The 25,817-nt window shown below is 75.3% G+C and carries 14 protein-coding genes and 3 pseudogenes; 5 read left to right on the top strand and 12 right to left on the bottom strand.

What is annotated here, in order from left to right:
• The 5 genes and pseudogenes from D450_RS30085 to cobI all read right to left on the bottom strand — a co-directional run.
• A pseudogene (locus tag D450_RS30085) lies at positions 1-433 on the bottom strand (precorrin-3B C(17)-methyltransferase); the annotation flags it as partial.
• 45 nt (positions 434-478) lie between these two features.
• Positions 479-1,762 carry a precorrin-6y C5,15-methyltransferase (decarboxylating) subunit CbiE gene (gene cbiE / locus D450_RS0112800; RefSeq protein WP_017539066.1) on the bottom strand — a complete coding sequence of 428 codons (1,284 nt, stop codon included), beginning with the start codon at positions 1,760-1,762 and terminating at the stop codon, positions 479-481.
• A 547-nt stretch (positions 1,763-2,309) separates the two neighbouring features.
• A complete protein-coding gene (locus D450_RS0112795; RefSeq protein WP_017539065.1) occupies positions 2,310-3,602 on the bottom strand; it encodes a cobalt-precorrin-5B (C(1))-methyltransferase in 1,293 nt (430 codons plus the stop codon).
• 339 nt (positions 3,603-3,941) lie between these two features.
• Positions 3,942-4,808 carry a precorrin-4 C(11)-methyltransferase gene (cobM, locus tag D450_RS0112790; RefSeq protein ID WP_017539064.1) on the bottom strand — a complete coding sequence of 289 codons (867 nt, stop codon included), beginning with the start codon at positions 4,806-4,808 and terminating at the stop codon, positions 3,942-3,944.
• Positions 4,808-5,554, bottom strand: a complete 747-nt coding sequence (gene cobI, locus D450_RS0112785; protein WP_017539063.1) for a precorrin-2 C(20)-methyltransferase — start codon at positions 5,552-5,554, stop codon at positions 4,808-4,810. Before cobI ends, cobM begins: the two co-directional genes overlap by 1 nt.
• Before the next feature lie 222 nt (positions 5,555-5,776).
• On the opposite strand from cobI, the gene D450_RS0112780 reads away from it, so the two are divergent.
• Both D450_RS0112780 and D450_RS0112775 read left to right on the top strand, forming a co-directional pair.
• On the top strand, positions 5,777-7,159 hold the full coding sequence (locus tag D450_RS0112780; RefSeq protein ID WP_017539062.1) for a cobyrinate a,c-diamide synthase: 1,383 nt from the start codon (positions 5,777-5,779) through the stop codon (positions 7,157-7,159).
• Positions 7,156-7,737, top strand: coding sequence for a GNAT family N-acetyltransferase (locus tag D450_RS0112775; RefSeq protein WP_017539061.1), 582 nt, complete (start codon positions 7,156-7,158; stop codon positions 7,735-7,737). Before D450_RS0112780 ends, D450_RS0112775 begins: the two co-directional genes overlap by 4 nt.
• Before the next feature lie 621 nt (positions 7,738-8,358).
• Here D450_RS0112775 and cobO read toward each other — a convergent pair.
• Together cobO and D450_RS0112765 are read right to left on the bottom strand one after the other, a co-directional pair.
• Positions 8,359-8,964 (bottom strand): annotated as a pseudogene (cobO, locus tag D450_RS0112770) (cob(I)yrinic acid a,c-diamide adenosyltransferase); the annotation flags it as partial.
• 66 nt (positions 8,965-9,030) lie between these two features.
• Positions 9,031-11,166 (bottom strand): putative cobaltochelatase, encoded by a 2,136-nt coding sequence (locus tag D450_RS0112765; RefSeq protein ID WP_017539059.1) that lies wholly within the window; start codon positions 11,164-11,166, stop codon positions 9,031-9,033.
• 379 nt (positions 11,167-11,545) lie between these two features.
• Here D450_RS0112765 and D450_RS0112760 point away from each other — a divergent pair, with 379 nt between their 5' ends.
• The gene (locus D450_RS0112760; RefSeq protein ID WP_026128519.1) at positions 11,546-12,565 is read left to right on the top strand and encodes an LLM class F420-dependent oxidoreductase; all 1,020 of its coding nucleotides are present in this window, start codon (positions 11,546-11,548) and stop codon (positions 12,563-12,565) included.
• Between the two features lie 198 nt (positions 12,566-12,763).
• Here D450_RS0112760 and D450_RS35435 read toward each other — a convergent pair.
• Positions 12,764-13,029 (bottom strand): annotated as a pseudogene (locus tag D450_RS35435) (DUF6504 family protein).
• A 199-nt stretch (positions 13,030-13,228) separates the two neighbouring features.
• On the opposite strand from D450_RS35435, the gene D450_RS0112750 reads away from it, so the two are divergent.
• Entirely contained in the window at positions 13,229-15,379 is a 2,151-nt protein-coding gene (locus D450_RS0112750) for a serine/threonine-protein kinase (RefSeq protein ID WP_017539056.1), read from the top strand.
• A 528-nt stretch (positions 15,380-15,907) separates the two neighbouring features.
• On the opposite strand, the gene D450_RS0112745 is transcribed toward D450_RS0112750, so the two are convergent.
• From D450_RS0112745 to D450_RS0112735, 3 genes are all read right to left on the bottom strand, one after another.
• Positions 15,908-17,038 (bottom strand): SPFH domain-containing protein, encoded by a 1,131-nt coding sequence (locus D450_RS0112745; RefSeq protein ID WP_017539055.1) that lies wholly within the window; start codon positions 17,036-17,038, stop codon positions 15,908-15,910.
• A gap of 46 nt (positions 17,039-17,084) precedes the next feature.
• Entirely contained in the window at positions 17,085-17,525 is a 441-nt protein-coding gene (locus tag D450_RS0112740) for an NfeD family protein (RefSeq protein ID WP_017539054.1), read from the bottom strand.
• Between the two features lie 254 nt (positions 17,526-17,779).
• Complete coding sequence (locus tag D450_RS0112735; protein WP_017539053.1) at positions 17,780-20,695, bottom strand: penicillin acylase family protein; 2,916 nt, start codon at positions 20,693-20,695, stop codon at positions 17,780-17,782.
• 522 nt (positions 20,696-21,217) lie between these two features.
• Here D450_RS0112735 and D450_RS0112730 point away from each other — a divergent pair.
• Complete coding sequence (locus D450_RS0112730; RefSeq protein WP_241483138.1) at positions 21,218-21,655, top strand: hypothetical protein; 438 nt, start codon at positions 21,218-21,220, stop codon at positions 21,653-21,655.
• A gap of 297 nt (positions 21,656-21,952) precedes the next feature.
• Here the strand turns inward: D450_RS0112730 and cobN are convergent, their stop codons facing one another.
• A complete protein-coding gene (gene cobN, locus D450_RS0112725; protein WP_017539051.1) occupies positions 21,953-25,759 on the bottom strand; it encodes a cobaltochelatase subunit CobN in 3,807 nt (1,268 codons plus the stop codon).
• Positions 25,760-25,817 lie beyond the last annotated feature (58 nt).

Raw genomic sequence — 25,817 nt, 5'->3', positions numbered from 1 at the left:
CGGAGCCCAGCCGGTCGCGGTCGGCGATGCGCAGCCCCAGGTCGGCGCCGTAGGCATCGAGGGAGACGGCCGAGACCGCGTCGCTGGCGGTGGTGACCACCGGGCGGGTGCCGAGCACCGAGGAGACGCGGGTCGCCAGGGCGTTCGCCCCGTAGTGGCCGCCGAGCACGGCGACGGCGTGCTCCAGCCCCTCGTCGACGCAGACCACCGCCGGGTCGGTGGTCTTTCCGCCGAGCAGCGGGGCCAGCACCCGGACGGTGGCTCCGACGGCGAGCATGCTCACCACCGCCCCGCACTCGGCGAAGGCGGTGCGCAGGGCGTCGGCCGGCCGCTCGGCCTCGACGATGCGCACCTCATCGGGCCAGGCCTGGGCCAGGCTCTCGGCGGCCACCCGGCCGCGTGCGGTGACGGCGATGACGCCGATGTCGCTCATGTCCACCTTTCCGGAAGGGGTCAGGGAATCAGGATCGGGGTGCGGTCAGGGGCCGGAGGGCGCAGAGCCGTCCGGGGCCGCGGTCCCCCACAGCAGTGTCACCGGGTTGGCGGCGGCCAGCCGCAGCGACCCGTTGGGCAGCGGGGCCAGGCGGGAGGCCTGGAGCTGGGTCCCCCCGACGTCGTACCCCGCGTCACAGAGCAGTGCGTGCACGGTCCCGACCCGGTCGACCGATGCCAGGGCCGCCACCGCGCGCGCGGGGCGGAAGCGGCGCAGGGCCTCGGCGGCCACGCGGTCGTCGCCCCCTCCGAGGAACACCGCGTCCGGGGCGGGGACCCCGTCGTCACCGGGGGCGCCGGGGAAGGCCTCGGGGAGGCGGCCGTGGCGGACGTCCACGTGCACGCCGTACTCAAGAGCGTTGGCCCGGATGCGCGCACAGTCCTCGCCGCTCTGCTCGAAGGCGACGGCGTGCGCGCCGAAGCGGGCGCACTCGACGGCCACCGATCCGCTGCACGCGCCGACGTCCCAGACCACGGTGCCGGGCCGGGGGGCCAGGCGGGCCAGGGCCAGGGCGCGCACCTCGGGCTTGGTGACCATGGAGGCACGGTGCTCGAAGGCGTCCTCGGGCAGCGCCCACCCGTCGGGGGCGCCCTGGTGGCCGGGCATCCACGCCATGGACGGGGCGACCGCGCGGGCGGGGTCGACCGACAGCACGACGTTGGGGTGCGCCCAGTCGGTGCGGTCGGCGTCGTCCGCTCCCGCCTCGACCACCGACTCCTCGGGGGTCTCCAGCCGCTGGGCCACGTAGACCGTGCGGCCGGCCCGCAGCAGGGGGCCGACGAAGGCCTCGGGGCCGGCACCGCCGGGGGCGGTCAGCACGGCGGCCTTGGGGTGGGCGAGCGCGGCGGCCAGGGCGCGCTCTGCGGAGCGGCCCGATTCGGCGCGGCCGTGCGCCGAGACCACGACGGCGTCGTCCCACGGCAGTCCGGCGCGGGCGAAGGCCGCGGCCACGGAGGAGACGGCGGGGTGCACCCGGGGGGTCAGGCCGCGCTCGCGCAGGGCGCGGACGATCCCGAAGAAGCCGGGGTCGCCGGAGGCCAGGACGGCGGCGGGCTCGCTCGAGGCGGCGATCCGGTCGAGGACGGGGTCGAGCCGCCCGAGCTTGACCAGCTCGGTCCCGGAGGGGACGAGGCCGGCGACGGCGTCCAGGTGGCGTGCGGCCCCGGCGACGGTCCGCGCGGTCCACAGCGCCCGCCGGGCCTCGGCGGGGAGCCGGCGCCCGTCCATGCCGATGACGGTGATGCCGGGGGATGCGGAGAGCCTGGTCATACCGCCTCCGCTTCCGCTTCTGCCGCCCGTGCTCGGGCCGGTTCCGGCGTTCTCGGTGTTCCGGGAGCCGCGGCTCCGACGCAGGACAGGGGTGAGTCGGCCGCCCCAAGCTGCCTGCGGCCGTGCTTCCACCGCCCTCGGCCCGCCACGGGGCATCGGCCCCCCGGCGGCCCGGCCCTGCCCGTACGGCTCGCGAACGGCTCGGTAGCGAGGCCGTCGGAAGCCGCGCGGGAACCACCCACGACAGGACGCCCCCCTGTCGTCGATCTCGGGGACGCCGGTCCTGTCAGGGCCCTCGCAAGGTCGGCGTCCCCGAGACCGACGCGGGTTCGGCAGGCTCGGGAGCGCGCACGCCCCCGGCACGGCACCGGCCCATCGGCCTGGGCCCCCGTACCCGCGCGGCCCCGAAAATCCTCAGGACGCACGAACAAGCCGCTCCCGCGGACACTCCCCAGGCGGGCGGTCGGCGCCCTGGAGGTACGGGCGGCGGCACCGCCATCGGCGACGCTGTCCCCTGCCCGCAAGGGGCTCCCGCTCATGCGCACGCTCACTGCCCCTCCTCCCGGGGCGGGTAGGCGGCCATGATGCGCTTGCCGGTGAAGTCCACCATGGCCACCTCGGCCTCCATCGCCCCTTCGGTGAAGCGGGACAGCACATCGGCGACCCTGTGGCACAGGACGTCCCCGGCGGTGCGCAGGAGCCCGGCCTCCTCCCACAGCTCGTAGGCGTGGCGGCCGGTGTTCGCGACGTCCACCCGGGCGGCCAGCTCCTCTCCCCCGCCGACCTCGCGGGTGATGTCGCCCAGCAGCCGCGTCGACACCTTCGACCGGGTGTAGTGGGTCATCAGCACCCCGGCGGCCAGTTTGGTCAGCTTGCCCGCCATGCCGACGAAGACCACCTTCGACAGCCCGTACCCGGCCGCGCGCCGCAGCGCGGCGCCGGTGAAGTCGCCCACCTCGACGAAGCACACCTCGGGCAGGTGCGGCAGCATCTGCATGGCGCCCTTCTCGGTGCGCCCGCCGGTGCACAGCACCAGGGTGTCCTCGCCCTGGGCCGCCATCACCGACACCGCCTGCTCCACGCTCGCCCGCCAGGACGCGGTGGAGAACGGGCGCACGATGCCGGTGGTGCCCAGGATCGAGATGCCGCCGATGATCCCCAGCTTGGCGTTGGTCGTCTTGCGCGCCATCCGCTCGCCGTCGGGGACGCTGATCACCACGGTCAGCTCCTGGCCGTCGGCGTCGGCGGCCTCGCGCACCGCCTCGCCGATCATCTGCCGGGGCACCGGGTTGATCGCCGCCTCGCCCGGCTCCAGCCCCAGCCCGGGCCGGGTGACCACGCCGACGCCGATCCCGCCGTCCAACCGCAGCCCGCTGCCGGGGGCGCGGGTCACGGTGGCGGTGATGTGCGCCCCGTGCGTCACGTCCGGGTCGTCCCCGGCGTCCTTGACCACGACCGCCTCGGCCCGGTCGGCGGAGAGCAGCGCGCACCGCTCGGTGGCGAAGGTCACCCGCCGCCCGGAGGGCAGGCCGATCTCCACGACCTCGACCGGCTCCCCGGTCGCCAGCGCCTGCGCGGCGGCCTTGGCGGCCGCCGACGCACACGCACCGGTGGTCCACCCGGTGCGCAGGGCCTTCTGCCGGACCTTCGCGGTGCGCGGCAGGTCGGGTTCGCGCAGTTCGGGTGCTGCGGCCCCGGGGTCGGCGGCGTCCGGTCCAGAGCCCGAACCGCCTCCGGCCCCGGTCCCGGCGTCGGTCCCGGTCCCGGTGTCGGCGGTCCGGGCATCGCCGCCGCGCCCGGGGCGGGTGCCGCTCGTGCGCTCAGGCTCGTCCGTACTCACCGTGGACGCCCTCCTGCGGTCGCCTCTGGTCTGCCGGCACCCGTGCCGGGGCCGGCGTTCGGCCGGCGGGGCGCCCCATGGCCGCCCTCGTCCGGCCCTCGTGCCCGCACTCACGCATGTGAGCGGTTCGCGGGAGCATCCGCCCCGCGGCCGGCGGGGGCGGCGCGGGGCGACCCCCTTCCGTGATTCCCGTGCTTCGGCGGGGGACCGCGGTCGCCACGGCGTGCGGCCGGGGCCGAGGACCGCTCCCGCGCGGCGCCGGCGCCGCGCGCGGGCCGCCCGCTCCACCGCGGGGTCCGGCGGCCGCCGGACCCCGTGCGCCTCCGGCCGCGCCGGAGGTCACGACCCCGCCCGCGACGCGCGCAGGGCGCGGCGGGCGTCGCGGTCGGCACGGCGGTAACCGTGGAAGTGGCCCGGGTGGTACAGGTGCGAGCGGGTGCCGCCCGCGTTCAGCGCCGGGCCGACCAGCACCAGGGTGTGCTTCCACAGCCGGTGCTCCTTGATCGTGGCCTCCAGCTCGCCCAGGGTGCACCGCGCGATCAGCTCGTCCGGCCAGGTCGCCTGGTAGGCCACCACGCACGGGGTGTCCTCGGGGTAGCCGCCCTCCAGCAGCTCGGTCTGCAGCTGCCCCGAGCGCGCCGCCGAGAGGAACAGCGCCATGGTGGTGCCGTGGCGCGCGAACTCGCGCACCTCCTCGCCCTCGGGCATGGGGGTCTTGCCCCCGCCCAGGCGGGTCAGCACCACGGACTGGGCCACCTCGGGGATGGTCAGCTCGCGCCCGGCGATGGCGGCGACGGCGCTGAACGCCGGCACCCCGGGGATGATCTCGGTGTCCAGGCCCATCCGCTCGCACTGGTCGAACTGCTCCTGGACCGCGCCCCACAGCGACGGGTCGCCGGAGTGGATGCGGGCGACCTGCAGCCCCTCGCGCGCCGCCCGCTCGTAGTAGGGCATGACGCCCTCCATGGGCAGCTTCGCCGAGTCGACGATCTCCGCGCCCTCGGCGGCGTGCTCCAGCACGTCCTCGTGCACCAGGCTGGCGGCCCAGATGACGATGTCGGCCTCGGCGATGGCGCGGGCCGCGCGGAGGGTCAGCAGGTCGGCGGCGCCCGGCCCGGCCCCCACGAAGACCACCCTGCCCCGGGCCCCTGGGGCCTCCGGTCCGGTGTCCGCGTCCGTTCCGGCGGTGCGCGCCGGGTCCTCCATCACAGCTTGCCTCCACGTCCGTTGCGGGGCGCCGGGGCGATCAGGGTCGACAGGTACGGCAGCTCGCACGCCCTGTCGCCGAGGTCGCCCACCGGCGCCACCTCCTCGTCGGGCAGTCCCAGCCGGGAACCGTACACGGCCTGGTCGTCGCGCCCCGAATCACGCAGCGCCTCGACGGTGTCGGCGGCGAACCGGCCGAACTTGTAGGCCACCACCGTCGCATCGCCGTCCAGCGCCTCCCGCAGCCGCTCCACTCCGCCGGTGACCGGCATCAGGGTGAGCGGCTCGGTCCCCTCCACCAGCACCCGCCCCGACCGGGCGGCCAGGTCCTGCATGGCGGTGATGCCGGGCAGGGTCTCGACCCGCGTGCGCGGGTCGCCCTCGCGCACCGTCTGCGCCAGGTAGGTGAAGGTGGAGTAGATGTTGGGGTCGCCGATGGTGGCGAAGGCGACCGTGCCCGCGCCGCGCTCGAAGCGGTCCAGCACCGTGCGGGCGGCCTCGTCCCAGGCGCGCACCCGGCGCTCGCTGCGGCCGCCGCGGTCGTTGAGGGCGAACACCACCCGCTCGATCCGGTCGGCGGGAACATGCGCGCGCACCGTCGCCTCGGCCCGTCCCGGCTCGTCCGGCGCCATCACCGGCACCAGGACGACGTCGGCCTCGCGCATGCGCCGCACCGCCTTGACCGTCACCTGCTCGGGGTCTCCGGGGCCGACGCCGACCCCGACGAGCGTCCTGCTCGCGCCCATCCCACCGCTTTCTGCTCGGGTTCTGGCGGCCTGAGCCGCGTCCGTGTCCTGCGGCCCGGCCGCGCCGCGGCGGGCCGGACCGCAGGACAGCGTATCGGTGCGGCCCGCGCGCGCCGTCGGCCGCCCTGCGCGTACCCTTGGCGGTCGCCGCCGGGGCCGGGTCCCGGGCGGCGCACGGTCGGCGGAGCGAGCAGGAGGGAGGCCCGGGTGGCGGTACCGCGTGTGGTGGTCGCGGCCCCCGCGTCGGGGAGCGGGAAGACCACGGTGGCCACAGGGCTGATGGCGGCGTTCGCCGCTCGGGGGGACCGGGTCTCCGGCCACAAGGTGGGTCCGGACTACATCGACCCCGGGTACCACGCGCTGGCCACGGGGCGGCCGCCGCGCAACCTGGACCCGGTGCTGTGCGGGGAGGGGCGGGTGGCCCCGCTGTTCCTGCACGGGTCGGCGGGCGCCGACATCGCCGTGGTGGAAGGGGTCATGGGGCTCTTCGACGGGGCCTCCCGGCCGCGGCACCACGCCGGCGCGGGCGACTTCGCCTCGACGGCGCACGTGGCCGGGCTGCTGCGGGCGCCGGTGGTGCTGGTGGTGGACGCCGCCCGCGCCTCCCGCTCGGTGGCGGCGCTGGTGCACGGGTTCTGCACCTACGACACCCGGGTGCGGGTCGGCGGCGTGATCCTCAACCGGGTCGGCTCCGACCGGCACGAGGAGCTGCTGCGCGCGGCCATGGACGACGCCGGGGTGCCGGTGCTGGGGGCGCTGCGCCGGCACGACTCGGTGGAGACGCCCGCCCGCCACCTGGGGCTGATCCCGGCGGCCGAGCGGGCCGCGGAGGCGTCCGAGGCGGTGCGGGCGCTAGGGAGCCTGGTCGCCGACTCCTGCGACCTGGACGCGGTGGCGGCACTGGCGCGCACCGCCGGCCCGCTGGACGGCCCGGCGTGGAGCCCCGCGGACGAGGCGGCGGCGCTGGACGCGGTCCCGGGCACCGGTCCGGCCCCCGTGGTGGCCGCGGCCGGCGGGGAGGCGTTCACCTTCGCCTACACCGAGAACACCGAGCTGCTGCGGGCGGGCGGCGCCGAGGTGCGCACGGTCGACCCGCTGCGGGACGAGAAGCTCCCGGAGGGGACGACGGGGCTCGTCGTGGGCGGCGGGTTCCCCGAGATGCACGCCGAGCGGCTGTCGGCCAACGCACCGCTGCGCGGGCGTGTGGCCTCCTTCGCCGCCGCCGGGGGCCCACTGGCCGCCGAGTGCGCGGGGCTGCTGTACCTGTCGGAGAGCCTGGACGGGGCGCCCATGTGCGGGGTGCTCCCGGCCAAGGCCCGGATGACCGGGCGGCTGACGCTGGGCTACCGGGAGGCGGTCGCGGTCGGCGACTCGGTGCTGGCCGCGGCGGGCACCCGGGTGCACGGGCACGAGTTCCACCGGACGGCGGTGGACCCGGCCCACGGGTCCGCGCCCGCCTGGCAGTGGAGCCCCGACGCCCCGGAGGGGTTCGGCGGGGCGACGATGTGCGCGTCCTACCTGCACCTGCACTGGGCCGGCGCGCCGGGTATCGCCGCCCGCTTCCTGGAGGCGGCACGCACCCACGCGGAGAGGGGGCGCTCGTGAGCACGGGCGGTGCGGGGACCGAGCGGATGCCCATGGTGGTCCTGGAGACCGAGCGGCTGGTCCTGCGGGCGTTCACCGAGGCCGACGTGGACGGCGTGCTGGAGGCGGCCTCGGCTCCGTCCACACAGGAGTGGGTCCCGATGCCCGCGCCGGGGGTGCCCTACACCCGGGACGAGGCGGAGAAGTGGTGCACGGTCACCGCCCCGGCGCTGCGGGCCTCGGGCGACGGGCAGCAGTGGGCGGCCTGCGACGCCGCGACGGGGCGGTTCGTGGGGGCGATCGGCCTGCTGCGGACGCTGTGGAAGGCGCGCACGACCGAGGTCGGGTACTGGTTCTCCCCCTGGGCCCGCGGCCGGGGCATGGCGACCGAGGCGGTGCTGGCGGTGAGCCGGTGGGCCATCGCCGACCAGGGCTTCGAACGGGTGGAACTGAAGGCGGCCACGGGGAACCGGGCCTCGAGGAGGGTGGCCGAGAAGACGGGCTTCACGTTCGAGGGCATCGAACGCAACGCCATGCCCCTCCACGAGGGCCGGACCGGCCTGGCGGTGTACAGCCTGATCCCGTCCGACCTGGTCTGAAGGTGCGACCGCTGATCGCTCGCCCTCCTTCCTTGTTGATCTCGGGAAAGTCGGGGTAATACCGGCGAGTATTACCCCGACTTTCCCGAGATCAACAAGGGTGTCGATGCGGGCGGCCAGCGGCTGACAGGCCCGGGCCCCACCACCCTTCGTCGCTGCCCGCACGCGGGACCGCTGCCGGCCTGGCGCCCGGCAGGCCGCCGAGGGGCGCGGTACCTGCTGCTCCGTCGCCGCTCTCGTCCGCGACCGTCCGCACGCCCGGTACCCGGCGGCGCTGCCCGGACATCCGCGGCCCTCGTCCTCGTCGCCGTCCCCTTGCACTCCGCCGGCCCGACACCCGGCCGACAGGCGTGAGCGGGGGACCCTGGGCTGCGGTCGGTCCGACGGACGGCGACGGTCGGGAAGAAGCACAAACATCGCCGCCCGCCGGAAGCGCCGAACCGAGCGCGGTCCCGGCCCCCGGCCGGGCGGCCGGCCGACCGGGGGGCCGGGACCGCCGCGACCGGGAATGGTGCATCGGTTCGCCGGACGCGCTCCCGGCGGTGCGCATATACCGTCCCGGGGCTCGCTGGTTCGCGGACGCCCGGGGACGTCCCGGAGGCGTCCTCCGGGACGGCGGGGTCACCACTCGATGCCGCGCTGGCCCTTCTGGCCGTTGTCCATCGGGTGCTTGACCTTGGTCATCTCCGTCACCAGGTCCGCCGCCTCCAGCAGGCGCGGGTCGGCGTCGCGGCCGGTGATCACCACGTGCTGGGTCCCGGGCCGGTTGCGCAGCGTCTCGACGACGTCCTCGGGGTCCACCCACCCCCACTTCATCGGGTAGGTGAACTCGTCCAGCACGTACATCCGGTAGGTCTCGGCCGCCAGGTCGCGCTTGATCTGGGCCCAGCCCTCGGCGGCGTCGGCGGCGTGGTCCTGCTCGCTGCCCGGGCGCTGGATCCAGGACCACCCCTCGCCCATCTTGTTCCAGGTGACCGCGCCGCCCTCGCCGGTGGCCCCCAGCACCTGCAGCGCCTTCTCCTCCCCGATGCGCCACTTGGCCGACTTCACGAACTGGAACACGCCGATGTCCCACCCCTGCGCCCACGCACGGGTGGCCAGCCCGAAGGCCGCCGTCGACTTGCCCTTGCCCGGCCCGGTGTGCACGACCACCAGCGGCCGGTGCCGCCGCTGCCGCGTGGTCAGCCCGTCGTCGGGGACGTAGTTGGGTTTGCCCTGAGGCATGTGCTCTTCCTGCTTTCTGTTCCGATGCCCGGTGGTGGGTGCGGGGTCGAGGCCGGTCTCGGGCCGCCCTCAGGCGACGCGGCCGCGTGTGCCGCGCACCAGCCCGGTGAGGGCCTCGGCCCCCAGCTCCTCCAGGCGGACCGCCTCGCCTCCGGCCTGGGCCGCCAGCCGCTCGGCCAGCCCCAGGCGGACCGGCCCCGACTCGCAGTCCACGACCACCGTCTGCACGTCCTGGGCGCCGATCCACGCCGCCGCCCGCAGTGCGTCGTCGAGGCCGCCGTGGGTGGCGCGCCCGTCGGTGACGAGCACCAGCAGCGGCCGGCGGCGCGCGTCGCGCAGCCGCTCCACACGCAGCACGTCCGCCGCCTGCAGCAGCCCCGCCGCCAGCGGGGTGCGCCCCCCGGTGCGCAGGTCGTGCAGCCGCCGTGCCCCCGCCTCCACCGAAGAGGTGGGCGGCAGCTCCACCCGGCCCTCACGGCCGCGGAAGGTCACCAGCCCGACCTTGTCACGACGCTGGTAGGCGTCCAGGAGCAGGCTCAGCACCGCCCCCTTGACCGCCCGCATGCGCTGCCGCGCCGCCATCGACCCGCTGGCGTCCACGCAGAACAGCACCAGGTTGCCCTCCCGGCCCTCGCGCACCGCCTCGCGCAGGTCGCCGCGGCGCAGGACCAGGCCGGCGCCGGTGCGCCCGCGCGCCCGCTGGTGCGGTGCGGCCGCGCGCAGCGTCGCGGTCAGGTGCAGCGGCCCGCGGCCCTCGCCGGGCCGGCGGGCGCCGGAGGCGCGGCCGAACGGGGTCTCCGCCCGCGAGCGGCGGCCGGGCGCGCCCGCGCCGATCCCCTTGACGCTGAACAGCCGGGGACGGAAGGTCTCGCCGGCCTCGGAGGACTGCTCGCCTCCGGCGCCGGCACCCTTCCGCTGCTCGTTCTCCCCGTCCTCCCCGGCCGGCCGCTCCTGCGGCCGGCCGGGAGGGGGGTCGGCGGGCGCCTCGCCCTCCTGCGCGGACTCCTCGGGGCCGCCGTCGCGGCCGTCGTCGTCCTCACGGGCCTCGCCGGCCTCGGGCGCCGGGCCCTGCCCGCCGCCGTCACCGCCGTTCCCGTCACCGCCGTCGTCGCCGTCACCGCCCTGTCCGCCGCCGTCTGGACTCCCCGGGCCGTCCGGGTCGTCCTCAGGGCCTTTTGGGTCCTGCTCACCCGCCTCCTGCAGGGCGTCGGAGAGCCGGTCCTCGTCCAGGCCCGGAGCGTCGAAGGGGTCGCGGCGCCGGCGGTGCGGCAGCGACAGCCGGGCGGCGTCGCGCACGTCGTCGGAGGTGACCTCGGTGCGGTCCCGCCAGGCGGCCAGCGCCATCGCGGCGCGCGCGGTCACGATGTCCGCACGCAGCCCGTCCACCTCGAAGGCCGCGCACACGGCGGTGACCTGGCGCAGCGCCGCGTCGGTGAGCACCACGCCGGGCAGCCGCTTGCGGGCCGCGCGGATCCGCTCGGCCAGCTCGCGCTCCTCGTGCTGGAAGCCCGCCGCGAACCCGGCGGGGTCGGTCTCGAAGGCCAGGCGGCGGCGCACCACCTCGGCCCGCTCGGCCGGGTCGCGGGTGGCGGCGACCTCCACGGTCAGGCCGAAGCGGTCCAGCAGCTGCGGCCGCAGCTCCCCCTCCTCGGGGTTCATGGTGCCGACCAGGATGAACCGGGCGGCGTGCCGCACCGAGACGCCCTCGCGCTCGACGTGGCAGGTGCCCATGGCGGCCGCGTCCAGCATGAGGTCGACCAGGTGGTCGTGGAGCAGGTTCACCTCGTCCACGTACAGCACCCCGCGGTGCGCGGCGGCGAGCAGGCCGGGCTCGAAGGCCGTCACGCCCTCGGTGAGGGCGCGCTCGATGTCGAGGGAACCGACGAGCCGGTCCTCGCTGGCGCCCACCGGCAGCTCCACCAGCCGGGCCGGGCGGTCTTCGGGGACCGCGCCGGCGGGGTGCGGGCCGTCCGGGCACTCGGGGTCGGGGGCGTCGGGGTCGCAGCCGAACCGGCACCCGGCCACCGCCTGCTGGTCGGGCAGCAGCGTCGCCAGTGCGCGCACCGCGGTCGACTTTGCGGTGCCCTTCTCGCCGCGGACCAGGACCCCGCCGACCGCCGGGGAGACCGCGTTGACGAGCAGGGCAAGTTTCAGGTCGTCCATGCCGACGACCGCGCTGAAGGGATAGCGAGCGGTAGCGCTCACGCGGGTCAGTCCTTCCTCGGGAGTCCACGCCCATAGGGGTCGGTCGCGGCGCCGTGCAGTGTCCTGGCTCCCGGATCGGCGCTCGCCCGCCGCCTNCCCCCCCCCCCCCCTCCCCGCCGCACACATCGGCGGTGGCGTCCTCCCGCGGGTCCGCTCCCCGGTCACAGTGGCGGGTCCGCCCCGGCCTCACACCGGCGTTCCTGCCTCGGCACCGCCCTACACAGTCTCATACGACGTGTTCCGGGCCGTTTCCGGCCAGGGGTCGAACCGGCGACCGGCCCGCCCCGGACGCCCCGGACGACGCCCTCCGGCACCGGCCCTTCCCCCCGAAATGGAACGCGTTCTACCATGCAGGCCACCCGACCCCTGGGGAGGCGCCGTGGCCACGGATATGAGGATCGGGCTCGCCCTCGGCTACTGGGGGGCCGAAGGCGAGGACGCCTCCGCCACCGTGCGCACCGCCGAGGCGCTCGGGTACGACTCGGTGTGGACCGCCGAAGCCTACGGCTCCGACGCCTTCACCCCGCTCGCCTGGTACGGCGCGCAGACCCGGCGCATCGGTCTGGGGACCGCCGTCGCACAGATCTCCGCCCGCACCCCCACCGCCACCGCGATGCACGCCCTGACCCTCGACCACCTCTCCGGCGGGCGCCTGCGCCTGGGCATCGGCGTCTCCGGACCGCAGGTCGTGGAGGGCTGGTACGGCCGCCCCTTCCCCCGCCCCCTGGAGCGCACCCGCGAATACCTCGACATCATGCGCCAGGTCTGGCGCCGCGAGGCCCCTGTCGTCTCCGACGGGCCGCACTACCCCCTGCCGCTGCCCGGAGGCACCGGACTCGGCAAGCCGCTCAAGCCCATCACCCGCCCGCTGCGCCCGCGCATCCCCGTCTACCTGGGCGCCGAGGGCCCACGCAACGCCGCCCTCGCCGCCGAGGCCGCCGACGGCTGGGCGCCCATGTTCTTCCACCCCGAGCGCAGCCCCGCCCTGTACGCCGACGCCCTGGCCGCCGCTCCCCCCGGCTTCGACATCGCCTGCACCGTCACCGTCGTGCCGGGCACCGACACCGCCGCCGCGCTGTACGCCGCCAAGGCGCCGCTGGCCTTCTACATCGGGGGCATGGGCGCCGCCCGCCGCAACTTCCACCTCCAGGCCTTCGTCCGCCTCGGCTTCGGCGACGCCGCCCGCAAGGTGCAGGAGCTGTTCCTGGCGGGCCGCCGCGGCGAGGCGGTGAGCGCCGTTCCCGACGAACTCGCCGACGCCCTGTGCCTGGTGGGCCCGCTCTCCCGGATCGCCGAGCGGCTGGAGGCCTGGCGCGGCACCCCCGTCACGACGCTGGTGGTGGCCGGCGTGCGCGACGAGCCCACCCTGCGCGCCCTCCGGGACATGGTCCTGGGGTGAGCCCGCCCATCGACCGGAGCAGGGGAGCAGGGAGGGGCGTCACCCGCGGGGGCGCGCATTCCGTTCCGCCTCCGGCCGCCGAAGCGGATCGGCGACCGGACCGCGGGCGCCTCCCGCCGGCCCTGCCCATGCCGCGCACGCACTCGACGGGCCCCGCGCCCGAGGCCCCGGAGGGCCGCACCGGTGGGCCCCGGCGGATCAGTCCAGCACCCGCACCAGCGTCCAGGACCCCGCGACGACATCGTGCCGCAGCTCGTAGACGCCCAGCGAGCGGTTCGAGCCCGCCTCGACCCGCCAGTGGCGCCGCNCAGCCGCTCGCCCGCCTCCGCCGCCCACTCGGCCCGCAGGGTCACCCAGTGGTCGATCACCCGGCGCACGGTGTGGATCCGCCCGCTCCAGGTGAAGCGGACCGGCCGCCCCTCCTTCTCCACCACGTCGATCTGCGCGCCGTACACCCGGCTCATCGGCCTCCTCCCCTTCCGGCGCCGGCGCCTCTGCGCCGACAGCACGACCAGAGCCTGCGGGGAAGGACAGGCTTCGAACACGTGTTCCCATCATAGCGGCGCCGGTCCGGCCGCGGGGACCGAAGCACCGATACCCGGGCGGTCGCGGCGTCGGTACGCTATGACGGCGAATCGCGACCCGCAAAGGAACTTCGGAACAGTGACGTCTAACGGGCACGACAGCGCCAGACCCCTGCGCACCGGCGACCCCCGCGAGCTCGGCGACTACACGGTCCTGGGCCGGCTGGGGCGCGGCGGCATGGGCACCGTCTACCTGGCCCGCACCGCACAGGGCCGACGGGTCGCGGTCAAACTCATCCACCCCGGCCTCGCCGACGACGAGGACTTCCGGCGGCGCTTCGGCCGGGAGGTGGAGTCGGCCCGCCGGGTGGCCCGGTTCTCCACCGCCGGCGTGCTCGACGCCCGCCTGGACGGCGAGCCGCTGTTCATCGTCTCCGAGTACGTGCCGGGCCCCAACCTGGCCGAGGCGATCGCCGCCGAGGGGCCGATGGTCGGCGGCACGCTGGACGGCCTGGCCATGGGCGTGGCCGCGGCGCTCACCGCGATCCACGGCGCCGGGGTGATCCACCGCGACCTCAAGCCGGCCAACGTGCTGCTGTCCTCGGTGGGCCCCAAGGTGATCGACTTCGGCATCGCCCGCGCCATGGAGGACGAGGGCGCGGTCACCCGCTCCAGCCAGCTCATGGGCACCCCCGCCTACCTGGCCCCCGAGCTCATCGCGGGCGACGACATCACGCCCGCCTCCGACATCTTCTCCTGGGGCTGCCTGGTCACCTTCGCCGGGACCGGCCGCGCCCCCTTCGACGCCCCCAGCGTCCCGGCGGTGCTGCACCAGATCTCCTCGATGGCCCCCGAGCTGGGCGACCTGGAGCCGCCGCTGCGGGACATGGTCGCGGCCGCCCTGTCCAAGGACCCTGCCGGCCGCCCGACCGCCCAGCAGCTCCTCAACCGCCTGGTCGGCAAGGAGGACCCCAGCGCCTCGGTGGTCGACCAGACGCTGGTGCGCTCCTGGACGCCGCCGTCGACCGCGCGCCCCACGCAGGCCGTGGCCGCACCGGCGGCGGAGGAGGACACCCCCACCGCCGACCTCCAGGCCCAGCCGACCGCCGCGCTGCCGCCGCAGGGGCCGACCCCGCAGGGCCCGTCCCCGCAGGAGACCGCCGCGGCGCCGCCGACCGCGCCGTACGTGCCGCACCCCCCGTCCGGCCCGCAGCAGCCCGTGCCGGGCGCCCCGCACGGGGCCGTCCCCTCCGGGCCGCAGCAGCCGCAGTACGGGGCTCCCCCGCAGGCGCACGGCCCCGGCGCCCCTGCAGGCCCGGGTGCGCCTCCCGGTGCCGGCGGCCTGGGTGCGCCCTCGCCCCCGCACGGTGGGCCCGCGCCCTTCGCGGCGGCCGGTGTCGGAGGTCCGGGCGGTCCCGGTGGACCGGGAGGACCGGGCACCCCGCCCGGCGGCCAGGTGCCGCCCGGCGGGCGCAAGCGGCGCTCCAAGCCCGTCATGGCCCTGATCGGCGGGGGCGCGGTGCTCGTGCTGCTCGCCGCCGGCGGGGCCGCCCTCTACCTGAACCGCGACCCGGCGTTCCCCACCGAGGCCCGCAGCGTCTACCAGCAGGACTTCGACAGCGGCGAGACCTCGTGGACCGACAAGTACGACTACGAGTTCGAGGACGACTCGACCACCGGCCACACCGACCAGGCCTTCGCGATGCGCGCCGACGAGGACGAGCCGTGGGTGCGGGCCTACGCGCCGCTGGGCGACAAGCACCCGGTGCACATGGCGGCCTCGGCCGACCTGCGGTGGGACTCCGGTCCCGAGTACGCCGAGGCGGGGATGTACTGCTTCGGCTACGACGCCGACGAGGACCGCTACGACGAGGACTACCGCCAGTACGAGGTCATGCTCCGCAAGGACGGCAAGGAGCTGGTCATCCGGCGCAACGGCGGGTCCGAGGAGGGGCAGGGCACCCTGGCCGGCATCACCGAGGTCCCCGGGTACGAGTCGGGCGACGAGGCCGTCAACACCCTGCAGATCACCTGCGACCGCACCGTCGAGGAGGGCCAGGACCTCGAGGACGGCGTCGTGACCGTCCGCGCCTGGCTCAACGGCGAGTTCGTGGCCGAGGCCACCGACGAGCAGCCGATCCTGGGCCGCGGCACCGGCCTTCTGCTGACCCGCTCCGGCGGCAGCGGCGACGACGCGGTCGCCCTGTTCGACGACTACAAGCTGATGGAGACCGCCCCCGCCACGGAGGACGAGGAGCCCCAAGAGGACTCCGAATCGAGCGAGGGCTGATGCCCGGGGCCGCGGTTCCCAGAGGTCTTGGGCAGAGACCGGACCCGGCCCCCTATGGCGTCATCGGTACGGAGCCGCCTCGTCCACTGCCGGAGGGGACGGTGACCCGCTAAGGCCGCCACCTCCGCGTCCGGCTGGGTCCCTGGCGTCACGACCCGGCGTATCGAATGGGCACGGTGTGCGCCCCATGCCCGCAGGCGGTGCGGCGAAACGGTCGTCCGCACCGGACCGGGCCCCGCCGACGGCACCGGCGCCCCGGCGTCCTCGTCCGTGGCCGGGCCCCGTAGCCCGCGCGCCCTCGTCCGTGCTCTTCACCCCCGACACGGCAGCGCCGCCCTGGCGTCACACACCGGCGGCCGCCGTGGCCTCCCTACCGGTGCACCTGCTCTGCCCGCCGACTCTGCCCACCGAAAGTCCCTCCCCCGCTACCACCCGGAGACCCGGCACACCCGGCGCCCCCGGCGAGGGGCGGGACTCACCGCCGTCCTGCCCGGGCGCTCCGGCGCCCCCGTCCCGGTGTCGGAGGCCTCAGCGCTCACCGCCGCTCTGCTCCGGGATGCCGGAGTCGGAGACCGTCCCTCCGGCCGCGGCCGCCTCCGCCGCCCTGCGGGCGCTCTCCACCGCCTCGGCCGCGCTCTGGGCGGCCTCGTCCGCTGCGGACCGGGAGGCACGGTCGCCGTACACGCCCGAGGTCAGCTCCGGGGTCGCGCCCTCCTCCAGCTCGTCCGTGCGCTCGGAGCGCCCCGCGCTCTCGTCGCCGCCGTGCTCGCCGCCGCCGTCGGACGCGGCGCCCGCCTCCCCGGCGAAGGCCCGGGTCACGTTCTGCACCGCCGAGGTCAGCTCGCCCGGGATCACCCAGAAGGTGTTGCCCTCGCCGTTGGCCAGCGCCGGCAGCGTCTCCAGGTACTTGTAGGCCAGGAGCTTGGGGTCGGCGTTGTTGCGGTGCACCGCCTGGAAGACCCGCTCGACGGCCTGGGCCTCGCCGTCCGCACGCAGGATCCGCGCCTGCTGGTCGCCCTGCGCCTCCAGGATCGCCTGCTGGCGGGCGCCCTCCGCGGTGAGGATGCGCTGCTGCCGCTCGCCCTCCGCGTGCAGGACCACGGCCCGCTTGTCGCGCTCGGCCCGCATCTGCTTCTCCATCGCCTCCTTGATGGTGGGCGGCGGGTCGATCGCCTTGATCTCCACCCGGTTGACGCGGATGCCCCACTTGCCGGTGGCCTCGTCCAGCACGCCGCGAAGCTTGGTGTTGATCTCCTCCCGGGAGGTCAGCGTGCGCTCCAGGTCCATCCCGCCGATCACGTTGCGCAGCGTGGTGACGGTCAGCTGGTCGATGGCCTGCAGGTAGTTGGCGACCTCATAGGCCGCCGCCTTGGGCTCGGTGATCTGGTAGTAGAGCACCGTGTCGATGTTGACGACCAGGTTGTCCTCGGTGATGACCGGCTGCGGCCGGGAGGAGAACACCTGCTCGCGCAGGTCGAACTTGGTATTGACGCGGTCCACCACCGGGATGATGAAGTTCAGCCCGGGCTGGAGGGTGCGCTGGTAGCGGCCGAAGCGCTCGATGTTGTAGGCGCGGGCCTGCGGAACGATCCGCACCGTGGAGACCACCAGCAGTACCGCGATGGCCGCCAGGACGATGAAGAGGATGTCGGCTCCCATGATGTACCTGCCCTGCGAGTCGGATCTAGGGGTCGGTGCGTGGGGCTCACGGCAAGGCCTCGCGCGGATAGACCACGGCGGTGGCGCCGTCGATCTCCATGACGTCCACGTGCACGCCCGCGGGGATCACATGGTCCTCGTCCAGGGCGCGCGCGGACCACTCCTCTCCGAGCAGCTTGATGCGCCCGTCGTCGCCGGTGACCTCCTCGATGACCACGGCGGAGCGGCCCACGAGGGCGTCGGTGCCCGACGGCAGCAGCGGCGGCTGGCGCATGTGGCGGCGGGCGATGGGGCGGATCACCAGCAGCCCGGCGGCCGACGTCACGATGAAGGCCAGCACCTGGGCCACCACCCCCATGCCCGCGGCGCCGACGACACCGGCGACCAGCGCCGCGACCGCCAGCAGGCCGAGGGAGAGGGTCAGGGTGAAGGCCTCGGCGACGCCGAGCGCAACGGCGGCGATCAGCCAGAGGACCCATAGCGGCATAAACGGCCTCCCGTCCAGCGGGTACCCCTAAACTACCCGCGCCGTGGTGAGGAAGCACACATCTTTCGGGCACGGGATCCCCTCCGTTCCGGAGGTTTCCGGCCCGCCGCACCGCACCCGCACCGCCGCCTCTCCGAAGAGGCCCGGGAGATCGGCGCAGCGTCCGCCGCGCGCGCCCCGCGCCGCCCCGGAGAAGGGCCGCCGGACAGGCGCGCGGGGGCGGGCCGCCGGCCCGCCCCCGCGTCCGGCGCGGGTCAGCCCCGCCGGCTCTCGAACTGCATCACCATCTGGTAGGTCGGCCGGTTCTGCCAGGCGATGGGCCACATGTTGATGCCGCCCAGGGCCTGGTGCACGACCGTGTCGGCGCACAGCTGGTCGCCCGCGTCGCAGCCGCCGCGGGCCGGGTAGACCTCCTCGGCGGGCACCGCCGCCGCCTCGGCCAGGGTGTCGGCGAGCACCTGGGCACAGACGTCGGCGTCGCCGCCCCCGCAGTAGGGGCCGCCCAGTCCGCCCTCGACGTCCTCGCCGAGCACGGTGCGCAGGTCCTTGTCCACGTAGGACCACCAGCCGTACTGGAACGCCGAGCCCTTGTGCTCGCCGTCCCCGTGGGGCGTCTCGCCGAGCTGGACCGCCCTGCCGATCTCGCCGTACAGGGCCTCGCCCAGCCCCGGCTCGAACTGGGCCTCCACCAGGCGCGGCCACCAGGCGTCCATGACCCGGATCGCGTCGGCGTGCGCATAGGACCCGGCGTCGCGCTCGGGCTCGCGGCGCGGAGCGCCCGCCTCCTCCCAGGCGGTGAGCGCCTGCAGGGCCTCGGCCGCCTCCGGGTCGGAGGTGTCGGCGCGCTCCAGCACCTCCAGCAGCACCGGCAGCACCTGCTCACCGCGCAGGTCGGTGTGGCCGGCCTCCATCATGGTGGCGGTCAGGGAGGCCCGGGTGAAGGCGTGCCCGTCCTCGATGAGGCCGCGCACCCGCCCGTCGAGCAGGTCGCCGCGGTGCACCGACCCGGTCCCCCAGCCCGAGGTGTAGCCCCGGCCGGCCTTGTTGTTCCAGTTGACGTAGTAGTCCTGGCCGACCGAGTTGGGGTGGTCCTGCCGGGGGTGGTACTCGGCGCCGTTGTCGGCAGGGTCCCACCCCTTCCACCCGGCCTCGGAGCCGGCGGCGATGGGCAGGTCGGGGTCGGTGCCCTCGGTGCGCACCGGGTTGGCGCCGGAGTTCTGGAAGGCGACCTCGCCGGCGTCGGCGTAGTGCCAGTTGAAGGCGTAGCCGACGTCGGCGGCGGCCTCCTGGAAGTCGGCGGCCGATCCGATCTCGCCGGGGTCGTTGAACCGCTGGAAGCCGATGATGGAGTCGACCTCCCGCATGTAGGTGGAGCGGCGCACGGTGAAGGCGACGGGGGCGCCGTCGACCGTGCCGAACGACTCCACCAGCCCGTACTCCGAGCGCAGCGAGGTCAGGCGGTAGGACCCCTCGGGCGTCTGGTCGGCGACCGTGGGCTCCCAGGAGTTCTCCACGGTCAGCTCCTCGAAGCCGGTGCAGGAGCCGTCCCGGGCGACGTAGGACCGCGAGCCGGTGTCGGGGTCGGACCCGTCGGACTCGCACAGCTCCACCGCGAAGGTGTCGGTGATGTCCTGCCCGGCGGAGGTGGCGCTCCAGGCGTAGTCGGCGCCGCGCCCCATCTGCACGTAGAAGCTGGTTCCGGCGAAGGAGGCGCCGCGGGCGCTGATGCCGGGCCCCTGCAGCTCCTGCACCATGAGCAGCTGCGGGGAGAAGTAGCCGGTCTGGGGTCCCATGACGGCGATCGGGCTGCCGTCGGCGGTGTGCTCGCCGGAGACCATGAGCGCGTTGGACATGCCGCGCGGCTCGGCCAGGTCGGCGGGGAGGACGCCGTCGTTGAAGATGCCGGCGGCCTCCTCCAGGTCGCCCTCCTCGGCCTTCTCCTCCAGTTCGGCCTCCTGGTCGGCGGGCAGCTCCTCCACGGTGCCGCCGTCCTTCTCGGCACTGGCCGCCGAGGCGGCCTCGGGGGCGCTCTGCGTGGCCGCCTGGCCGGATGCGGCCGACCCGGACTCGTCGTGGACGATGTCGTAGGGCTCGACCGACCCCTCGTCGGGCATGGCGCGCCCGACCGGCTCCTCGGGGGTCCGCGCGTAGGGGAAGTCCCCGTCGACCGTGGCCACGGCCTCCGGGTCGTTCTGCATGCGCCAGGCCTGCCAGTGCCGGTCGCCCTCCTCCTGGCCGTACCGGTTCTGGAAGGACAGGCGGATCAGCGCGGACTGCACCTCGCCGCCGCCCCCGCCGCCGAACAGCGCGCCCACCAGGGAGGCGATGCCGACGACGTCGGTCGGGCGGAAGTGCTCGATCTCGCCTTCCTGGGTGATGGCGTTCTTGTGCCCGGTCAGCACGTACTCGCCGGGGTAGTCGCGGCGGTCCTGGGAGCGGTCGATGTAGGCGTTGATGCCCTCGACGTAGGACTCCACGTCGGCCAGGGCCTGTGCGCCCCGCTCGCCGGAGGCGGCGACCCGGTCGATCTGGGCCTGCTTGTCCTCCTCGGTGTAGGGGGCCGTGCGCCAGAGCATCTGCTCGAAGGAGCGGTTGCCCGGCGCCCCGCCGGCGAAGGGGGTCAGCTCGCCGCGGCCCAGGTTGCGCAGCACGTCCATGAGGAAGAGCCGGTCCTCGGCGGCGGCGTAGCCGGCGCCGTACATGGTGCCCTCGCGCGTCTCGCCGTAGATGTGGGGGACGCCGAAGCCCTTGTCGCGCTGGATGGTCACGTCCCCGCGCGGGCTGTACTCGCGCTCGACGTCGCCGGGGTCGACGCCGAAGGAGGCGTCCATGAAGTAGTCGTCGAGGCCGGAGTCGTCCAGGCCCTCGTAGTCGTGCAGCAGGTCGTCGTACCGGTCGAGCTGGTCCGAGGAGTGCGCCGGGCGGGTGCCGAAGGCCTGGTTGCCGAGGATCTCGACCAGGGTGGCATCGCCGTTCTGGCCGGGGGGCAGGACGTCGCGGCAGCCGGCCTCGCCGCAGTGGTCCTCGATCGCGGCCATGATCTCGGCGGGGTCGGGCCCGTCCGCGGCGGCCGCCGGCGCGGCTCCGCCGAACGGGCCGGGGGCCAGGGCGAGCGCGCAGGCGATCGCCAGCCCCGCGGCGGGGATGCTGCGTCGGGGGTGCTGGAGCATGTGTCGTACCTCGATCGGCAGGGGGATCACCAGGGGGTCGGTACGGGTGGTGTCGAGGGTCGTGGTACGCGTCGGGTCGGCGGCAGGTTACGCACCGCAGCGGTGATCGCGAAAGAGTTTCATGTTCCCCTCCGCCGTACGTGCGGCCGATCGGTGCGGCGCGCGCCCCCGGGCGCCCGGTCCGGACCGCTTCCGCTACCAGCGGTAACAGCACTGAACGGGCGGCGCCGGGCGTCATCGGTGCCACATGCGGCAGGGATGGCCACATCCGGTCACGACGGCCCCGGGGGGAACGCGACCGCTCGGAAGAGGACGGGGCGGCCCGAGCGCGGAGCCGGCCCCGGGCCCTTCACATCCGGCGCCGGGCCACCCCGAAGAAGCAGGTGAGCAGGCCCGCGGTACGCTCACCAGCGAATCGGGGACGCATTCACCCTCCGGGGCGGTATCCCCCGGACCTGAGCGGAGACCTGATTGCGATTCCGTCACCGGCCGCGGCGCCTCGCCTCGGCGGCCCTCATCACCGTGACCGCGCTCGTTGCCGCCGGCTGCGGCATTCCCACCGAGCTGCTCTACGCCGACCCGGAAGGGCGGATCTTCCGGGACGACGTGATGGGCACCTGGGAGGACGACCAGGGCCGGACCATCGAGTTTCGGGACGACCACACCTACACGGCCATGGGCGACGCCATCGGTCCCGGTGAGGGGCAGAAGGTCGAGGGCGGGCGGCTCGACGGCGACTGGGACCTCTGCTACTACATGCAAGAGCTGGAAGAGCAGAAGCCCGGCGACCCCACCGGGCTCGGGGAGTGCGAGATCAATTCGACGGGCCATTGGATCACGATGGACTCCCCGGACACCTGGCAGGGCTACATGGTCGTCTCCTTCGAGGAGGACATCCGGTTCTACCTGTACACGCCCGGGGAAGGCCGCCACGACGCGCACTTCTACACCAAGGTCTGATCCCGGACCGCTGAAGAAGAGAGCAGACCCGCCCGGCTCCGCAATCACCGCCGAGCGCGACGCGACGCGTCTTCCCGCCTCTTCTCACCGCGCCCTTCAGGACCCGAACACGGGCCGCGCAGGCCCCGCCGTTCGCTCAGCCCCTCCAGTCCGGCTCACCACGCGCCGCCCCTGAGGGCGGATCGGTCGGGCGAGGCCGTACGGCTCCACGGGACCCGCCTCACGCGATCGGGCCGGTGCCGCTGCTGCGGCACCGGCCCGATCGCATCAGGGGCCTCCGACGGTCGCCGACCGCCGTCAGTCCTCGTCGTCGCCCTCCAGGTCGCCCTCCAGGCGCAGGTAGGTCTCCCGAAGGCGGTCCAGGACCTCCTTGTCGGGCTCGGCCCACAGGCCCCGGTCGGCCGCCTCCAGCAGGCGCTCGGAGATCCCCCGCAGCGCCCACGGGTTCGAGTCCTCCAGGAACTCGCTGTTCTCCGGGTCGAACACGTAGGTCTCGGCCAGGGTCTTGTACATCCAGTCGTCCACGACCCCGGCGGTGGCGTCGTAGCCGAACAGGTAGTCCACCGTGGCCGCAAGCTCGAACGCGCCCTTGTAGCCGTGGCGGCGCATCGCCGCGATCCACCGGGGGTTGACCACGCGCGCGCGGAACACCCGGCGGGTCTCCTCCCCGAGGGTGCGGGTCTTGACCCGCTCGGGGACCGCCGAGTCGCCGATGTAAGCGGCCGGGGACTCGCCCGTCAGGCGGCGCACCATCGCCACCATGCCGCCGTGGTACTGGAAGTAGTCGTCGGAGTCGACGATGTCGTGCTCGCGGGTGTCCTGGTTCTTGGCCGCCACCGAGATGCGGCGGAAGGCCGACTCCATGTCGGTGCGGGCCTCGGCCCCGTCCAGCCCGCGGCCGTAGGCGTAGCCGCCCCACACCGCGTACACCTCGGCCAGGTCGGCGTCGTCGCGCCAGTTCCGCGAGTCGATCAGCGGCAGCAGGCCCGCCCCGTAGGCGCCCGGCTTGGAGCCGAAGATGCGGGTGGTGGCGCGCCGCCAGTCGCCGTGCTCGGCGAGGTCCGCCACCGCGTGGGCGCGGCAGTAGTTGGACTCGGCCGGCTCGTCCAGCTCCGACACCGCCGCGATGGCGTCGTCGACCAGGCCGATCACGTGCGGGAAGGCGTCCCGGAAGAAGCCGGAGACGCGCAGCGTCACGTCGATGCGCGGGCGGCCCAGCTCCTCCAGCGGGATCACCTCGAAGCCGGTCACCCGGCGCGAGGCGTCGTCCCACACCGGGCGGCAGCCCAGCAGCGCCAGCACCTCGGCGATGTCGTCGCCCTGGGTGCGCATGGCGGCGGTGCCCCACACGGTGATGCCCACCGAGCGGGGGTAGGCGCCCGTGTCGGCCAGGTGGCGCGCCACCAGCGAGTCGGCCAGCGCCTGGCCCACGTCCCAGGAGTTGCGCGCGGGGATCGCCTTGGGGTCGACCGAGTAGAAGTTGCGGCCGGTGGGCAGCACGTTGACCAGGCCGCGGGTGGGCGAGCCGGAGGGACCGGCGGGGATGTGCCCGCCGTCCAGGGCGTGCAGGACCGCGTCGATCTCGGCCCCGGTGGCGTCCAGGCGCGGCACCACCTCCTCCGCGGCGAAGACCAGCACCCGCACCATGTCGGCCGTCGCCTGCGCGGCCTCCCCGCCGCCGTCCGCACCGGCGGCACTGTCGGCCCGGTCGCCGCCGAGCACCGCGGCCACGGCAGCCTCGGCGCGGTCGGCCCGCCAGCCGTCCTCCTCCATGTACTCGACCATGCGCCGGGCCAGCGTCTCGATCAGGTCCACGGCGTCCGAGGCGGTCCGGGCGGGCCCGTCGACCAGGGCGCTCAGCTCCCCGGGCACCTGCACCCGGGCGCCCGGCTCGGCCAGCAGCTCCTTCTCGTCCAGCCCGAACCGGCGGGCCAGCGCCGCGCGCAGCCCCGGCAGCGCCCCCACGCGCCCGCCCCACACCTGGGTGGCCCGCAGCACGGCGAGCGCGAGGTTGACCCGCGCCTCCCCCTGCGGGGCGGCGCCCAGGATGTGCAGGCCGTCGCGGATCTGCACATCCTTGATCTCGCACAGGTAGCCGTCGACGTGCATCACGAAGTCGTCGAACTCGTCCTCGGAGGGCATCTCCTCCTGGTGGAGGTCGTGGTGCAGCTCGGCGCTCTTGATCAGGGTCCAGATCTGCGCGCGCAGCGCCGGCCCCTTGTCCGGGTCCAGGTCGCTGACCAGGGCGTACTCGTCGAGCAGCTGCTCCAGCTTGGCGATGTCGCCGTAGGTGTCGGCGCGCGCCATGGGCGGCACCAGGTGGTCGACCACGGTGGCGTGGCCGCGCCGCTTGGCCTGGGTGCCCTCGCCCGGGTCGTTGACGATGAAGGGGTAGACCAGCGGCAGGTTGCCCAGCACCGCGTCGGGCGCGTCCTCGGCCGCCATGCCCAGGCCCTTGCCGGGCAGCCACTCCAGGGTGCCGTGCTTGCCCAGGTGCACCACGGCGTGGGCGCCGAAGCCGCCGTCGGCGGGGGCGGCCTCCATCCACCGGTAGGCGGCCAGGTAGTGGTGCGAGGGCGGCAGGTCGGGGTCGTGGTAGATGGCGATCGGGTTCTCCCCGAAGCCCCGCGGCGGCTGGATCATCAGCACGACGTTGCCGAAGCGCAGCGAGGCCAGCACGATCTCGGGGCGGCCGCGCGAGTCGTCGACGTACAGCTCACCGGGCGGATCGCCCCAGTGGCCGCGGACGGCCTCGCGCAGCTCCTTCGGCTGGGCCTCGAACCAGCGCCGGTAGTCCTCCAGCGGCACGCGCACCTCGGCGGCGGCGAGCTGGTCCTCGCTCAGCCACTCCACGTCGTGCCCGCCGGCGGCGATCAGCGCGTGGATGAGCGGGTCCCCGTCGTCCTCGCGCCGGCCCTCCTCCGGGGCGGGCACGCGCCACAGCGCGTCGTCGGAGCCCAGGTCGTAGCCGCGCTCGGCGAGCAGGCGGAACAGGCGCACCGCCGAGGCGGGGGTGTCCAGGCCCACGGCGTTGCCGACCCGGGAGTGCTTGGTGGGGTAGGAGGAGAGCACCACGGCCAGCCGGCGGTCGGCGTGCGGCACCGAGCGCAGGCGGCCGTGGGCCACGGCGATCCCGGCGATGCGGGCGGCGCGCTCGGGGTCGGCCCGGTACACGGCGATGCCCGCCTCGCCGACCTCCTTGAAGGAGAAGGGCACGGTGATCAGCCGGCCGTCGAACTCGGGGATGGCGACCTGCATGCCCGCGTCCATCGGGGTGAGCGCGGCGTCGGAGGCCTGCCACTGCTCGCGGGTGGAGGTCAGGACCAGGCCCTGGAGCACCGGCACGTCGAGCGCGGCCAGGGCGCCGGCGTCCCAGGCGTCCTCGTCGCCGCCGCCGCTGGCGTCCGCGGCCACGGCGCCCCCGGCGGCCAGCACCGTGGTCACCACGGCGTCGGCCCGGCCCAGCAGGGTGAACAGCCCCGGGGCGTTGTCGGTGTCCAGGCCGCGCAGCGAACCGGAGAAGACCGGCAGCGGGTGGCCCCCGGCGTCCTCGACCGCGCGGCACAGCACGTCGACGAAGTCGGTGTTGCCGGCCAGCTCGTGCGCCCGGTAGAAGACCACGGCGACGGTGGGGCGCCCGGCCTCCGGCTCCGGGTCGGCCTCCTCGCGCCACGGGAGGCGGTGCACCCCGAACTCGGGCATCTTCGCCGGCGGCTCGAAGCCGTCGCCGGTGAGCAGCACCGTGTCGGACAGGAAGCGGGCGAGCTGGCGCAGGTTGCCCACGCCGCCCTCGGCCAGGTAGGCGTGGGCCTCGGTGGCCACCCCGGAGGCGACCGTGGACAGCGCGATCATCTCGGCGTCGGGGGCGGCCTCGCCGCCCAGGGCGACCAGCGGGACGCCGCTCGCGCGCAGCGCCTCCAGCCCCTCCTTCCAGGCCTCGCTGCCGCCCAGCAGGCGCACCACCGCGATGTCGGCGCCGTCGAGCAGTGCGGGGACCTCGGAGGCGGGGGTGCGCGCCGGGTTGGCGGTCCGGTAGCCCGCCTCCGCGGCGCGCGCGGCCAGGAGTTCGGTGTCCGCGGTGGACAGCAGCAGGATCGTTGCCACGCGTGGCCCTTCGTGTCGAGCCGGGGTCCGCGCCCCGGTGCCGAGCGTTCTTCGAGCG

The sequence above is a fragment of the Nocardiopsis halophila DSM 44494 genome (assembly GCF_000341245.1).
Classification (GTDB): Bacteria; Actinomycetota; Actinomycetes; order Streptosporangiales; family Streptosporangiaceae; genus Nocardiopsis_A; species Nocardiopsis_A halophila.
Note: the sequence above shows the minus strand (reverse complement) of the source record. Positions and strands in the feature narration are given on the sequence as shown.